The sequence below is a fragment of the Nostoc sp. genome (genome assembly GCF_036917275.1).
Lineage (GTDB): Bacteria > Cyanobacteriota > Cyanobacteriia > Cyanobacteriales > Nostocaceae > Nostoc.
Window position 1 is genome coordinate 113,850 of the sequence record NZ_JBALDF010000002.1, and the last position, 13,048, is coordinate 126,897.

The window sequence follows — 13,048 nt, forward strand, 5'->3', positions numbered from 1 at the left end:
GTTCTTATAAAAGGAAAAGAGTCAGCCTTGCACAACTTTAGTTAGTATTCCCTTAAGTATTAAATAATTAACATTTAAGTTTTTATAACTTACGCTTTACACGTATGTACTATATAAAATTTAAGCTTTTGAGCCATGTCTAACAGCCAACACTCAAAATTAGCCTGTATCTGTTACTTCCAATTTAAAAGCTCAAATTCAGTTATTTACCTTTAGCCAGCACTAAAGTAACCGTAAAATCACTGGAATAGGTGGATAACTTAGTTAATTTCGATTAATCTGTAATCTTTCTTTTATCTTCACCAAAAAGCGATGTCTACGACGGGCTGTTCGGCGTCGCTCATCCGAAAATTTTTTATTACCCAGAGCGATCGCATTCACAATTTTTTTGATAGCGATAGAGCTAGCCTCGACTTTTATGCTCAAAGACTTATAAGATATTTTTTCCTTGAATATGGGTCGCCCGGGATTCGAACCCGGAACTAATCGGTTAAAAGCCGAGTACTCTACCGTTGAGTTAGCGACCCGTTATTTTTTTTCGCAACTTTGCCATCATAGCATATAAATCTATAGATTTGTAAAGGACTTTAGAAAAAATTCGTTGTTAACCGCACAGATGCCGTGTAGCTGCTTCCTGGCTCTAACACAGTCAGGTTTTCACCAGTATTGAGAGAGTTACGGGTGGCACTCCACGGTTCTAAACAGTAGAATTCTTTGCCCTTGACTGTCCAAAATACCAGCCAGGTAGAGAAATCATCATAATCCAAAGTGAGCTTTAACTTCCGGCTGTGATCTATCGCAGTGGCTGATTGACTCGTTAACTGTCCAAAGGCAAAATCAATTTCATCACGGCTAAAGTCAAAATTGCCGTCAAAAGAGTGAATTTCCTTAGTTTGATTGTCTTGATACTGCTTAGAGGGAATTTCAAGCTCTAACTGAGTTTTATCACCACACAGAAAGTAGGGATGGAAACCAGCCGAAAAGGGCATTGGTGTGGATGACAAGTTTTTATACTGCTGGCGGACTTCTAAAGTATTACCTTGAAGTTCATAGGTGAAAGCCAGCTGAAAATCAAAAGGATAAACTGCCTTAGTTTGCTCATTGCTATCAAGAACGACAGTGAGACTAGCTTTATCTCCAGTTTGTTGTTCTGTTGCTTTCCACGGCAATTCACGGGCAAAACCGTGTTGTTTTAGAGTATATTTTTGTCCATTATGAATGTAAGTATTATCTGGTAGATTGCCACAAATAGGAAATAAAATTGGATTCCCACCTCTGACACTCAACTCAGGATGAGTAAAGCGTTCAGTATCCAAATAGAAAATTTCTTGCCCTTGAATGCGCCAACGGGTGATGATACCACCGCGTTCTGGTACGACTTCCAACTGAGAACCTGCGGCTTCATCAGAAAGAATGTAGGTCTTGTACTGTTGCTGTTGAACTGCAATGCTAAACACAAATTTTAGTCCTGGGATTAGGGATTAGGGATTGGGGATTAGGGATTAGGGATTGGGGATTATGAGCAAAATAACTCTTTCACAGTCCCCAGTCCCCAGCCCCCAATCCCCAAATTTATTCGTCTTCTGCAAACACGAAACGATATAATTCGCTGGGGTCTGGTTCGGGGCTGCTTTCGGCGAATTTAACCGCTTCGTCGATTACATCCTGAATTTTACGATCAATTGCTTTGATTTCTCCCTCATTCGCCAGATTTTGCTCGACCAAATAAGCTGCCAACTTCTTAATAGGGTCACGGGCGAACCAAAATTCTTTCTCAGCCTTGCTTCGCATTTCATCGGGATCTGCCAAGGAGTGACCCCGGAAGCGGTAGGTAAGTGCTTCAATTAATGTTGGGCCTTCACCTGCACGGGCACGGGCTACAGCTTCTTGGGCTACGGCTCGGACTGCTAGTACATCCATGCCATCTACTTCCACGCCCACCATGTTAAATACACTGGCTTTTTTATAAATCTCTGGCTGGGAAGTGGCTCGCTCGTGAGACATCCCAATGGCCCACTTATTATTTTCAACTACAAACAGAATTGGCAGTTTCCATAGGGCTGCCATATTTAGCGTCTCGAAAAACTGACCGTTGTTAGCTGCACCGTCGCCAAAAAAGCAAGCTGTCACTTGGTCAGCACTTTCATCTTTTAGCACTTCGCGGCGGTATTTACTTTGAAAAGCCGCTCCAGCTGCTACAGGAATTCCCTCAGCCACAAAAGCATAGCCACCCAGCAAGCGATGTTCAGCAGAAAACATATGCATGGAACCACCGCGCCCTTTGCTGCAACCTGTGGCTTTGCCAAATAATTCTGCCATTACCTCTTTTGCTGGGACACCCGCACTCAGAGCATGAACGTGGTCGCGGTAAGTACTACAAACGTAATCTTCACCCGGTCGCATAGACTGCACAACCCCACTGCAAACGGCTTCTTGACCGTTGTACAAATGGACAAAACCAAACATTTTGCCTCTGTAGTACATTTCAGCGCACTTGTCTTCAAATAAGCGCCCTAACACCATGTCCTCATAAAACCGTAACCCTTCTTCCTTAGTAATGTGCGTAGTAGCAGGATTAAATGTGGGTAAAGTACGCTCTTGAACCATTATTTTTGAGTATCCCTGTTGTACAACTTAAAGTTACAGTCTTAAATAAGTTGGTCTGATAACACCTCAGCTTTTAACAGGCTAGCGTTTCCAAGACTCAACAATCAAACTTTATTTATGCACCAAAAAAGGGTCTTAGGGAATAGCTGAATTTTTAATTTTTGATTTTTAAGTTTTCAGCCCATGCCCCGTGAGGATTTGACTCTAACGACAATATCTGTCGCTTTGGGTTTTTCTGTCTCACGATTGCCCTTTATAGACTAGCAATCAAGATAGGCTGCTTTCTGCATATCCATTAACAATTTAAAAAAAAGATGCAAAAGTCTCTATACCCAAATAGGTAATTGTAATTAAGAGTTAATTATGATATGATTTTTTTCTCCTGTTATCAGGGTCAACTCCCAATAGTGGTATTTTTGTTACCGCCTACTGGGAAAGTCCCAAAAAAATTAATCATCAATAGATTCTTGCAACCACAACATTTATGCCGTGATTAAAAGCGGTAGTTGTGGTTTGTGGTATCGAAGGCTGATAATAGTCGTGTTAAACAAAAATACTAAGAATTAAGACAAACAATTGAGGCTTTCTAGGCGAAAGCAAAAAATTAGTACTAGAATGTGACTCAAAATTTCGGGAAGGTACAAAACAAGTTGTTGCAATATACACTTGTAAAGTAAATTCTATACGGCATTTTTATGGCACAGTTTTACAGGCCTGGAAAGCTCTAGGTGAATTATGTTGATCACGGTGCAGGGGAAGTAGGCTGTGCGAATTCCGCTAGATTACTACCGAATTTTAGGACTACCGTTGGCGGCAAGTGATGAACAATTGCGGCAGGCATACAGCGATCGCATTGTACAATTGCCACGACGTGAGTATTCTCAGGCAGCAATTTCTTCTCGTAAACAACTCATAGAAGAAGCTTACGTGGTTTTATCAGATCCAAAACAACGCAGTACCTACGATCAGCTTTATCTTGCCCACGCTTATGACCCTGATAACCTTGCTGCTGCCGCAGTAGCACTGGAAAATCGCACAGAGAGCCACAAAAGGGGTATTAATACCCAGAGTCTGGGCATCGAAATTCCCCAAGACGAATTAGTTGGCGCTTTATTAATTTTGCAAGAGTTGGGGGAATACGAACTTGTATTGAAACTAGGTCGTCCGTACCTGGTAAATAAAAATGGTGCTACAAGTACAGGAAAAGGCAATAATTTAACAGACGAAGAAATACACGAAAGTGCAGAACATCCAGATGTTGTTCTCACTGTTGCCCTTGCTTGTCTAGAATTAGGTCGTGAACAGTGGCAGCAAGGTCACTATGAAAATGCCGCCATATCCCTAGAAACTGGTCAAGAACTGCTAGCACGCGAAGGGTTGTTCTCTAGTGTACAGGCAGAAATTCAGGCGGATCTTTACAAATTGCGACCATATCGAATTTTGGAGTTGTTGGCACTACCTCAAGAGAAGACTGCCGAACGAAGCCAAGGTTTAGAATTATTGCAAAATCTTTTAGAAGATCGTGGCGGAATTGATGGCACGAATAATGATGATTCTGGTTTAAATATAGATGACTTTCTGCGATTTATCCAGCAGTTACGCAACCACTTAACAGTCGCAGAGCAACACAAGTTATTTGAAGCCCAAAGCAAACGTCCTTCTGCTGTTGCCACTTACTTAGCTGTTTATGCCTTGATAGCACGGGGGTTTGCTCAACGTCAACCTGCTTTAATTCGTCAAGCAAGGCAAATGCTCATGCGCCTAAGCAAGCGCCAAGATGTACATTTAGAGCAGTCGCTATGTGCATTACTCTTGGGACAAACTGAAGAAGCAACTCGTGTTTTAGAACTTAGTCAGGAGTACGAAGCTTTAGCTTTTATTCGGGAAAAATCTCAAGACTCTCCAGATTTGTTACCGGGGCTGTGTCTATATGCAGAACAGTGGTTGCAACACGAAGTATTTCCCCATTTTCGAGATTTAGTAAACCAGCAAGCTTTCCTAAAAGATTACTTTGCTAACCAACAGGTGCAAGCTTATTTAGAAGCACTGCCAACTGATGCAGAAACAACTAATGAATGGGCTGTAATTAACCCCCAGTATTTTCCCCAGCCCCAGAAAAATAATCCCCATTTTCCCAACAATTCAACTAGGACTTCAGGGCAATTTAATCACAGCAGAACACCTGACCCAGATTTGCCAGAAACACCAACAAAACAAACACCCGAATATTCAAATTTATTACCACCCATGTGGAATTCATTTGGGAGTGTAAAATCAGATGTTCCTACTGCCGAACGGATGAGTAGAAATACTAATCAGCATTTGAATGGTTCAGCTAAGACTGCTGCACCTGGTCATAACCAAAAGCGTAGAAGGAGAAAACCGACTCCATCTGCTAGCCGAGAGCGTGTACCAGATAATCGTCCTCAGTCTCGTCGTCCCCGGCGGCGGCGAACCTTTGCTAACACCATAGAAGGGAAAACACGGCTGGTATGGAGAGTATTTATTTCTTTGGTGAGTATATTAGTTTTCTGGGTGTTAGCCACAACAACTTTTGGATGGTTAAAAAATCTATTTTTTCCGACACCATCTGTGCCTGACTCACAGTTGTTTATCCAGATAAATCAACCACCAATAGCTATTCCTGATCCAAATAGTAAATCACAAGCACTAGATAGCCCTTTAACAGATGCAACCGCAGAGGGAGTTATTCGGACTTGGCTATCTACTAAAACCGCAGCTTTAGGACCCAATCATGAGATTAATAATTTAGAGCAGATTTTAACTGGTTCAGCTTTATCTCAATGGCGGCTGATTGCTCAACAGGATAGGTCAGATAACCGCTACCGCAAGTACGACCATAGTCTGAAGGTGGAATCTGTAGAGAAAATTGATTTATTTGCAGATCGTGCCGCAGTGGAAGCTACGGTTAAAGAAGCAACACAGCTATATGAAAATGGTCAGTTTCAAAACTCTTCTAATGATAAATTGCGAGTTCGGTATGATTTGATTCGAGAACGAGGTAAATGGCGTATCCAGAGTATATCTGTTGTCAATTAGATAAGTTGGAATTTTTAGGCGATGTCTAGGATAAGCTCGCTTAGTACGAAGTGGGTGGTTCCAATCCTCAAGGAAGAGTGATTCTTATTCCTGAATTCTTCAATCGCTCTAAACTCTGAAACTGATACCCACCCGAAAACCGCAATAAATTTCAACTCAAAATTTCCCAGAACTTTCTAACACCCCTAACAAACTTTTCAACATCAAATAAGTAGAAGTTCCTCCCGGATCTTGATGTCCAATACTTCTCTCACCGAGATAACTAGCCCGTCCCTTTTTCGCCTGCATTGGTATAGTTTCCTGCAACCCCCTTTGGGCTGCTACTACAGCTTGTTGCATAGCTTCCACCGTCCCCTTACTTTCCCCTAAAGCTTGCCTAAAAGCCTCCACAGCCGGAGATAGCACATCCAGCATTGTTTTGTCTCCTAATTGCGCTTTGCCACGTTGCAGCACACCGTCTAAGCCTGCTTGGAGTAGCTCTAATACATCTTGTGCTGTTAATTCTTGCTTATCTACTACTGCTGTACTGGCTCGTAAAAACCAAGTGCCATAAAGAGGGCCACTTGCACCGCCAATTGAAGAAATCAAGGTCATACTGACGGTTTTGAGAATGTTGCTAATGTCCTTGTCTGTAAGAGTTGGTAACTGAACGATCGCCTTTTTGAAGCCACGATCCATATTGATCCCGTGATCAGCATCTCCGATCGCAGCATCTAATTCTGTCAAATATGCTTTATTCTGCTCTATCTCGGTTGCAAACGCCTGCAACCATTGTAATATCTGCGCCTGACTCACCATATCAACCTAATTCATAAATCGTAATTAGCTAAATTCCCCAGCGCCAACTCGGCGTTTTTACTGGTGCATCCCATAGCCGGATCATCTCATCATCTAATTTCAGCAGGGTAATCGAACAACCTTGCATTTCTAGAGATGTGATGTAAGGGCCTATCAAGTTTCGCACAATTTGCAATCCTTGCTGTTCGCAGATTTGGGCTAGTTTGCGGTAAACAATATACAGTTCAGAAATGGGAGTTCCACCCATGCTATTGACAAAAGCTAACAAGCGATCGCCTTTTGCAAATGGGAGATTTATTAGTTCTATATCTACCCATTCTCCCTTGTTTTCATCCCACTCATGCAGTGTGCGACTGTATGCTGTATCCTCAATGAGCGATCGCGTTAAGATTTCGGTGATTTCGTCTACTGATTTGATGGCTGTGCGTTCTATTCCTGGCTCACCGTGGATACCGATGCCTAATTCAATTTCGCGATCGCCCAATTCAAATGTCGGCGTTCCATTAGCGGGGACTGTACAAGATGTTAGAGCAATTCCCATACTCCGCCCATTCAGATTTACTCGGCGACATAAATTTGCTATTTGTGGCAAATCATACCCAATCTCAGCCGCAGCGCCACAAATTTTTTCCGCCAGTATTGTTGTTCCCACACCCCGGCGTCCTTGGGTATAGAGGCTATCCTTCACTGCCACATCGTCATCAATCAAAATATTTAGCACTCGAATGCCCTCACCACGGGCTAACTCCGTTGCCATCTCAAAGTTCATCACATCGCCGCTGTAATTCTTGACGATATAAAGGATACCAGAGCCTGCATCTACCCGTTTGGCTGCTTCTAGCATTTGGTCAGGAGTAGGTGAAGTGAAAACCTCACCAGGACAAGCTGCATCAAGCATTCCTTTGCCAACGAAGCCAGCGTGCATTGGTTCATGTCCACTGCCGCCACCAGAAATGATTGCTACTTTACCCTGTATAGATGCATCAGATCGATAGACAAAAGCGGGATCATAGTTTAGTTTAATTAAATCGGAGTGAGCCGCTGCCATACCTTCTAAACTTTCCCGCACAAAGTCTTCCGGCTTGTTGATCAGCTTTTTCATAATCCGTGTTTGGTTAAAAGGATGCTAAAACCCAGGTTATAGCGCTTCTCGTTTGTATGCAACACAGTCTGACCTCTCTCCTTTTAGGCTACGGTGTACACACAAGTCGAATTACCCCCCTTAATCCCCCCTTGGAAAGGGGGGAAACAAGAGAATCTTGTTCCCTCTCCAATACATACGGGGAGGGTTAGGGTGGGGTAATTCGAGGACTGGTAGTGATTCGATAACTTGTGTGTACACCGTAGCCTAAAAGGAGAGAGACTTTGAATTTTCCCCCTTCCCGCGTCGGGAAGGGGGTTAGGTTTTTCGTGGGTTTTTCCACATGACCTGAATTGTTAGTTATTTAATGTCAATTCAAAGATTCCATCAACTCAATACACTTGTGCATCTGCTGACGCATGGTTTCTCTATCAGCATGAAATCTTCGCCCATGACCTGGTAGCACCCACTCAAAAGAGTAATTAGCCAAGTTCTGCATTGATTTAGTCTGTTCTGACCAAGAATACCAGCAGAAATCGCGGAATGCAGCCAGTTGGTGCAAGCTTTCTGACCAAGCGAGATGGTCGCCAGTGAACAAAAATTTATTCTTATAAAGTAGAACAGTTTGTCCTTTAGTGTGACCGGGAACTGGAATAATTAATAAATCTGGAGTCAAAGTAAATGGTTCAAAACCACTTAGCTGTATTTCCACATTGCGAGTACCCGCAGAAATATCATCAGCATGAAGGATGCGATCGCACTGGAAATGCTCGGCAAACTTTTGATGATCTGCCACATCATCCTTATGAGTTAGGTACATATAACGAATTCCACCCATCTCTTCTAAACGCTTAACTAAAGGCGGCGTAAACCGGGGAGAATCCACCAAGATGTTACCTTCTGGAAGTTGAATTAAATAGCTAGCAGCACCATAAGATTTTTCAGAATGATAGCCACAGTTGTAAACATTCTCTGCTACTAATATTGGAAACTGTTGTTGAGCAACTTTGATATCTTTTGGTTTTTCAACTGTGCCAATAGAGCTAGTAGGACATGCCAAAAGTGCTTCAAGTGCTGCTAATCTTTCTGCATCATTCGTTGGTTGATGATAAACCGCCGACTGTTCATCAACACGAGAAAACACTTCAGGAGTCATCCAGCGACAGGTATCACAATCAATACAGGTAGTATCTACATAAAAATCGCCGTTGAGATTTTGGGAACGACGTTGATTTAAATGAGCCATATTAATCCTTTTGCTTCCAGCCGCTTACCGGGGAGCGATAAACTCTATATGACTACGCTAGCAAAAATGACTTGAGATTGTAGACTCCACTAGAAGTAAATTTGCTCAAAAATAGAGAGTCGTGAAACCCAGTCAGCAGAAAATGGGAACTGCTGATATATTCCCAAATATGCTTTACTGTTCTAATTCCAATTGCTCCAACCCTTTACTGCTGATGGCAATAAGTTTTGCATTAAGTGTGGACAAACACTCACACCATTATTCATGAGCGATCGTAAAATTTAGTAGCTAAGGGAAGAGTTATGACTGAAATTGTTTTTCTCGTTGAAGATGATCCAGATGGTGGTTATACAGCTAGAGCTTTAACCGAATCAATTTTTACTCAGGCTGACGATATAGAAACATTACGGTAAATGATCCGTGATGCGGTTCATTGCCATTTTCCTAATGAACACAACCGTCCTAAAATCATTCGCTTACACATAGTCCGTGATGAGGTAATAGCTTCTTGAAACTCCCACGAGACTTACAGCGGATTGCAGGTTCATGAAGTACAGTAGCAACAGTTTGTAAACCAGTTTTTTAGATGTTTCGGATTAATCAAATCAAGAGCGGTCGCAATCAAAATATAGCGGTTCTCTTTTACGTGAGGTACACGCGTAGGGGCACAGCATTGCCGTGCCCCTACACCTCGCAATATAATGTTGTACCGCATCTGAATGGGAACCGCTATAAGTGAGTGTAATTAATGTTTAATAAATTCACTTATGACTAAAACTTTAGTTGTGATCGCAAATCGGCCAAAATATGGCGATCGCTTTACTAACATCAATCTCTTACTTTGGGTAAAACAATATAGCTGTTCAGTTGTTTGTTAAATATCATTACTTACTTATAAATCCTCTTTGAATTCAGAGAGGATTTTCCTGATTTTAAAAAGATGCGCGATCTAAATTAAGCGATCGCGTCGGTTTGAGTATCTAACTCCTGCTTGCCGGCTCAACCATTTTTCGAGTCTGCGGTTTGGGATTTTTCCCTTTGTAGCGATACCACCACATAATAAAGCCTGTAAATATGCAATTAAAATGCATAACAGCTTATTAAGCCGACTGCGGGAAGCAATCGGCATAACAAATTCATGGTAATTTAGTTGCAATTTAGCCGTGAGTTGCACCTTGAGGAGGACGCGAGACAACTTTTTTGGCTAAACCCAAAGTCTGCAAAACTAGGATGCTCCACCAAGTAACATCAATTTCCCACCAAGACAACCCAGATTTTGCCATGTGGGGATAAGTATGATGGTTGTTGTGCCATCCTTCTCCATAGGTTACGATGGATACCCACCAAAGATTACGAGCGCCATCATTGGCATCAAAGGTGCGATAACCCCACAGGTGTGATGCTGAGTTCACAAACCAGGTTGAGTGCCAAAGCAAGACACACCTAACAAACACTCCGTAAATCACAAAAGACCATCCTCCTAAAGCATATAGCAGCAGCGCAAAGGGTATTTGCAACAGCAAGAAGTAGCGATCCAGCCAGCAATAAAAGGGTTGTCTTGCTAAATCTGGGGCATATTTTTTATAGGTGTCATAGTCAAAAAATTCTGGACGTGGGTAGAAAATCCACAGGATATGGCTCCACCAAAATCCTCTTTGGGCAGAGTAGGGGTCTAAATTGATATCTTCCGTGTGGGCGTGATGCTGGCGGTGTCCACCTACCCAAAAAATTGGCCCGCCTTGCAAAGCCAGCGCTCCAATCAGGGCGATCGCATACTCTAACCACTTGGGAACCTGAAAACTCCGATGGCTCAGTAGTCGGTGATATCCCAGGCAAATACCAATGCTCCCGAATAACCAGTGTAGAAACACTAGCAAACCTAATGCTGGCCAGGAGAAAAACCAAGGAGCCAGAAGTGCTAAAGCATGAAATGTAGCAAAAAATACTACATTCGTCCAACTGAGTTGAGGTGAGTTGCCTCTCTCAGGGGCGATCGCCCCAAAATTTGCGGTCATAAAAATTCCTGTTGATGGATGATGAAGCAATTTGCCTTTTCTTGGATGCCATCCCACAAGGGATTTACCCGCCCTATATACTAGTTCGTTACAGGAGAGTAAAGCAAGTATCACTTACATTTGTTATGCTAGCAGAACTCTGATATCCGTGCAAGTGCCACTTGCATTTTTCTATGTCGTCTCAACTCATTTCCACTCGTCAACGCTTGATTCAAGCTGCACTTGAGTTGTTTTCTGCTCAGGGAGTTAGCGCTACCACAACCCGCCAAATCGCTGAAAAAGCCGAGGTCAACGAAGTGACTCTATTTCGGAATTTTGGCAATAAGCATGGACTGCTTTTAGCTGTGCTGGAAGAGTCCGCAGCCTTCAAGGATTTAGGTGAATCGCTGGTGCGGCGGGCAACGCCTCCCGGCAATGTATACCAAGCTCTTAAAGATTATGCAAGTGATAGCTTACATGCATTAGAACGAGTGCCAGAGTTCGTCCGGTCTGTGGTCGGTGAAGCCGACCAATTCCCGGCAGAAAATCGCCGCGCACTAGGCAGGGGAGTAACAGAGGCAAACCGTTATGTAGCTCAGTATTTAGCTACTGTAATCCAGCAAGGACACTTAAATACCTACTTACCGGCAGAAAAATTAGCTAGTTTGCTAAATGGGATGATCTTGGGATATGCCGTAATTGAGTTTACCAGCGAATTTCACGAACTTTGGGAGGATCGGGATGATTTTCTGGAAAATTTGGTGGAGTTGTTTTTACATGGAGCCATGTCATCTTCAGCGGAATCAGCAACCAATCCCTTACAAGGAGGCTTCCTTACCACAGAAGTAGCTGATTTACCAGCTAGTTTAGTTCATGAAATTCTGCAACAAGCAAGAATTTGGGGAGTACGAGATTATGCTTTGGCTTATGTGTTATTTGGGGCTGGCTTATCCGCCACAGAAATAATTAGCTTGGAGCGATCTCACCAAATCTACGATACTCAAGGGCACTTTTTGCAAATCACAATCCCCGGATTTGTTCGTCAAGTACCTGTGAATCAGTGGATTCTGGGCAAACGTTACGGCTCTTTCACTAATAATCCCTTAATCAAATGGCACAAAAGCCGTAAAGATACTCAAACAGCCATGTTTTTGAATGAAACAGGCAAACCCCTCTCAGAATCAGAACTTCAGACACGTTGGCAAGTATGGAGTGAAGGGCTATTAACTCCCCAAGCACAAAGGCCAGCTGTTGCTCAGGCACAGCAAACCTGGCGCGTAGAAATGTTAATGCGGGGAATCAGCTTAGAAAACCTGATTATTTTAACAGGTTGCGATCGCACCCAATTACAACCCTATGTCCGCCGAGCCAAAGAAAAAGCCGCCCTAGAGCAAGCTACCCGTTTGGATCATAAGCCAGGATAGGGAGTGGGGACATAAGGATTATCAGGTGGCGTTCTCCGAAGCAGAGCCAGCGATCGAATAATTAGTAATTAGTAATTCGTAATTAGTAATTCGTAATTAAGAATTCATTAGCATGATGCAGTTAAACAATTAAGGTAAAACAATAGAGGTTCCTTTACCATTGTTTGCACCATTCAAGGTTGTAGCTGTACTCTTAGATGGGGATTGGGTGTTACTCGAACGGCGTGATAATTTCTTGCGTGGCTTGCCTCCCGCCTGGATATATTGCAAACTGTCTTTGCCATAATGGGTTGCCACACTCATCAACATCTTTTCAGAGTAGCCGCGCAATTCTTCTTCAATTAGAGAGAGGCGACCGGTCATTTCATCCAAGGTAGATAGTAAAGTGTTGTAGTTAGATAGCTGGGTTTGCAAAGTTTGGATGCGGCTGTCGTAGTCTGTCAAATTTAATCCGTTGCCAAATTCTAGCGTCGGGCTAATCGATCGCATTCCTGCAATTCGACGGAGAGCGTTTTCGAGAGTCAGTGAACTGCGTTTTAATCGTGCCATAAAATGCGCTCCTGAAGAAAGTTATAGGATTACTGCATGTACTCTAGCCAATGCAACAATAAACTTCTCTGAGAGATAATTCGGAAAAATTAAAGCAAATTCAAATCAACCAAATTATTTTTAGTTGATTGTACTGAGGTATTTATTAAACTTGTCAAAAAAGTAACATCAAATCATTAACAGATACCTCAAAATCGTTTTGAGGTACTTCAAAGTCGTTTTGAGGTACTCCAAAGTCGTTTTGAGGTACTCCAAAGTCGTTTTGAGGTACTTCAAAGTCGTTTTGAGG

The 13,048-nt window shown here is 42.7% G+C and carries 11 protein-coding genes, 1 tRNA gene and 1 pseudogene; 3 read left to right on the forward strand and 10 right to left on the reverse strand.

What is annotated here, in order from left to right; all coding sequences use genetic code 11:
- Positions 1-264 precede the first annotated feature (264 nt).
- The 4 genes from V7K35_RS00720 to pdhA all read right to left on the reverse strand — a co-directional run bounded on the left by V7K35_RS00720 (position 265) and on the right by pdhA (position 2,607).
- A complete protein-coding gene (locus tag V7K35_RS00720; protein WP_335075540.1) occupies positions 265-426 on the reverse strand; it encodes a hypothetical protein in 162 nt (53 codons plus the stop codon).
- A gap of 29 nt (positions 427-455) precedes the next feature.
- Positions 456-527: transfer RNA gene (locus V7K35_RS00725), tRNA-Lys, on the reverse strand.
- A 60-nt stretch (positions 528-587) separates the two neighbouring features.
- Complete coding sequence (locus V7K35_RS00730; protein ID WP_335075542.1) at positions 588-1,457, reverse strand: aldose epimerase family protein; 870 nt, start codon at positions 1,455-1,457, stop codon at positions 588-590.
- 115 nt (positions 1,458-1,572) lie between these two features.
- Complete coding sequence (gene pdhA / locus V7K35_RS00735) at positions 1,573-2,607, reverse strand: pyruvate dehydrogenase (acetyl-transferring) E1 component subunit alpha (protein WP_335075544.1); 1,035 nt, start codon at positions 2,605-2,607, stop codon at positions 1,573-1,575.
- Positions 2,608-3,372: 765 nt separating this feature from the next.
- Here pdhA and V7K35_RS00740 point away from each other — a divergent pair.
- A complete protein-coding gene (locus tag V7K35_RS00740; RefSeq protein ID WP_335075546.1) occupies positions 3,373-5,667 on the forward strand; it encodes an IMS domain-containing protein in 2,295 nt (764 codons plus the stop codon).
- A 156-nt stretch (positions 5,668-5,823) separates the two neighbouring features.
- Here V7K35_RS00740 and dhaL read toward each other — a convergent pair whose 3' ends face one another.
- The 3 genes from dhaL to V7K35_RS00755 form a co-directional block, all read right to left on the reverse strand.
- Positions 5,824-6,465 carry a dihydroxyacetone kinase subunit DhaL gene (dhaL, locus tag V7K35_RS00745; RefSeq protein WP_335075548.1) on the reverse strand — a complete coding sequence of 214 codons (642 nt, stop codon included), beginning with the start codon at positions 6,463-6,465 and terminating at the stop codon, positions 5,824-5,826.
- 28 nt (positions 6,466-6,493) lie between these two features.
- Positions 6,494-7,567: a dihydroxyacetone kinase subunit DhaK gene (gene dhaK, locus V7K35_RS00750; RefSeq protein WP_335075550.1), complete on the reverse strand. Its 1,074-nt coding sequence runs from the start codon at positions 7,565-7,567 to the stop codon at positions 6,494-6,496.
- A 349-nt stretch (positions 7,568-7,916) separates the two neighbouring features.
- Entirely contained in the window at positions 7,917-8,792 is an 876-nt protein-coding gene (locus tag V7K35_RS00755) for an MBL fold metallo-hydrolase (protein WP_335075552.1), read from the reverse strand.
- A 302-nt stretch (positions 8,793-9,094) separates the two neighbouring features.
- Between V7K35_RS00755 and V7K35_RS00760 the strand changes: the two are divergent.
- A pseudogene (locus V7K35_RS00760) lies at positions 9,095-9,304 on the forward strand (2-oxoisovalerate dehydrogenase E1 subunit beta).
- A gap of 437 nt (positions 9,305-9,741) precedes the next feature.
- On the opposite strand, the gene V7K35_RS00765 reads toward V7K35_RS00760, so the two are convergent.
- Complete coding sequence (locus tag V7K35_RS00765) at positions 9,742-9,921, reverse strand: hypothetical protein (protein WP_335075554.1); 180 nt, start codon at positions 9,919-9,921, stop codon at positions 9,742-9,744.
- Positions 9,922-9,949: 28 nt separating this feature from the next.
- On the reverse strand, positions 9,950-10,807 hold the full coding sequence (locus V7K35_RS00770) for an acyl-CoA desaturase (RefSeq protein ID WP_335075556.1): 858 nt from the start codon (positions 10,805-10,807) through the stop codon (positions 9,950-9,952).
- Positions 10,808-10,980: 173 nt separating this feature from the next.
- On the opposite strand from V7K35_RS00770, the gene V7K35_RS00775 reads away from it, so the two are divergent.
- Positions 10,981-12,210, forward strand: a complete 1,230-nt coding sequence (locus V7K35_RS00775) for a TetR family transcriptional regulator (RefSeq protein ID WP_335075558.1) — start codon at positions 10,981-10,983, stop codon at positions 12,208-12,210.
- A gap of 129 nt (positions 12,211-12,339) precedes the next feature.
- Here V7K35_RS00775 and V7K35_RS00780 read toward each other — a convergent pair whose 3' ends face one another.
- Positions 12,340-12,759, reverse strand: coding sequence for a hypothetical protein (locus V7K35_RS00780; RefSeq protein WP_335075560.1), 420 nt, complete (start codon positions 12,757-12,759; stop codon positions 12,340-12,342).
- Positions 12,760-13,048 lie beyond the last annotated feature (289 nt).

Excerpts from the sequence above, each read along its gene's own strand:
- pdhA (WP_335075544.1), bottom strand. The coding sequence starts at position 2,607 with ATGGTTCAAGAGCGTACTTTACCCACATTTAATCCTGCTACTACGCAC.
- dhaL (WP_335075548.1), bottom strand. The coding sequence starts at position 6,465 with ATGGTGAGTCAGGCGCAGATATTACAATGGTTGCAGGCGTTTGCAACC.
- dhaK (WP_335075550.1), bottom strand. The coding sequence starts at position 7,567 with ATGAAAAAGCTGATCAACAAGCCGGAAGACTTTGTGCGGGAAAGTTTA.
- V7K35_RS00755 (WP_335075552.1), bottom strand. The coding sequence starts at position 8,792 with ATGGCTCATTTAAATCAACGTCGTTCCCAAAATCTCAACGGCGATTTT.
- V7K35_RS00765 (WP_335075554.1), bottom strand. The coding sequence starts at position 9,921 with ATGCCGATTGCTTCCCGCAGTCGGCTTAATAAGCTGTTATGCATTTTA.
- V7K35_RS00770 (WP_335075556.1), bottom strand. The coding sequence starts at position 10,807 with ATGACCGCAAATTTTGGGGCGATCGCCCCTGAGAGAGGCAACTCACCT.
- V7K35_RS00775 (WP_335075558.1), top strand. The coding sequence starts at position 10,981 with ATGTCGTCTCAACTCATTTCCACTCGTCAACGCTTGATTCAAGCTGCA.
- V7K35_RS00780 (WP_335075560.1), bottom strand. The coding sequence starts at position 12,759 with ATGGCACGATTAAAACGCAGTTCACTGACTCTCGAAAACGCTCTCCGT.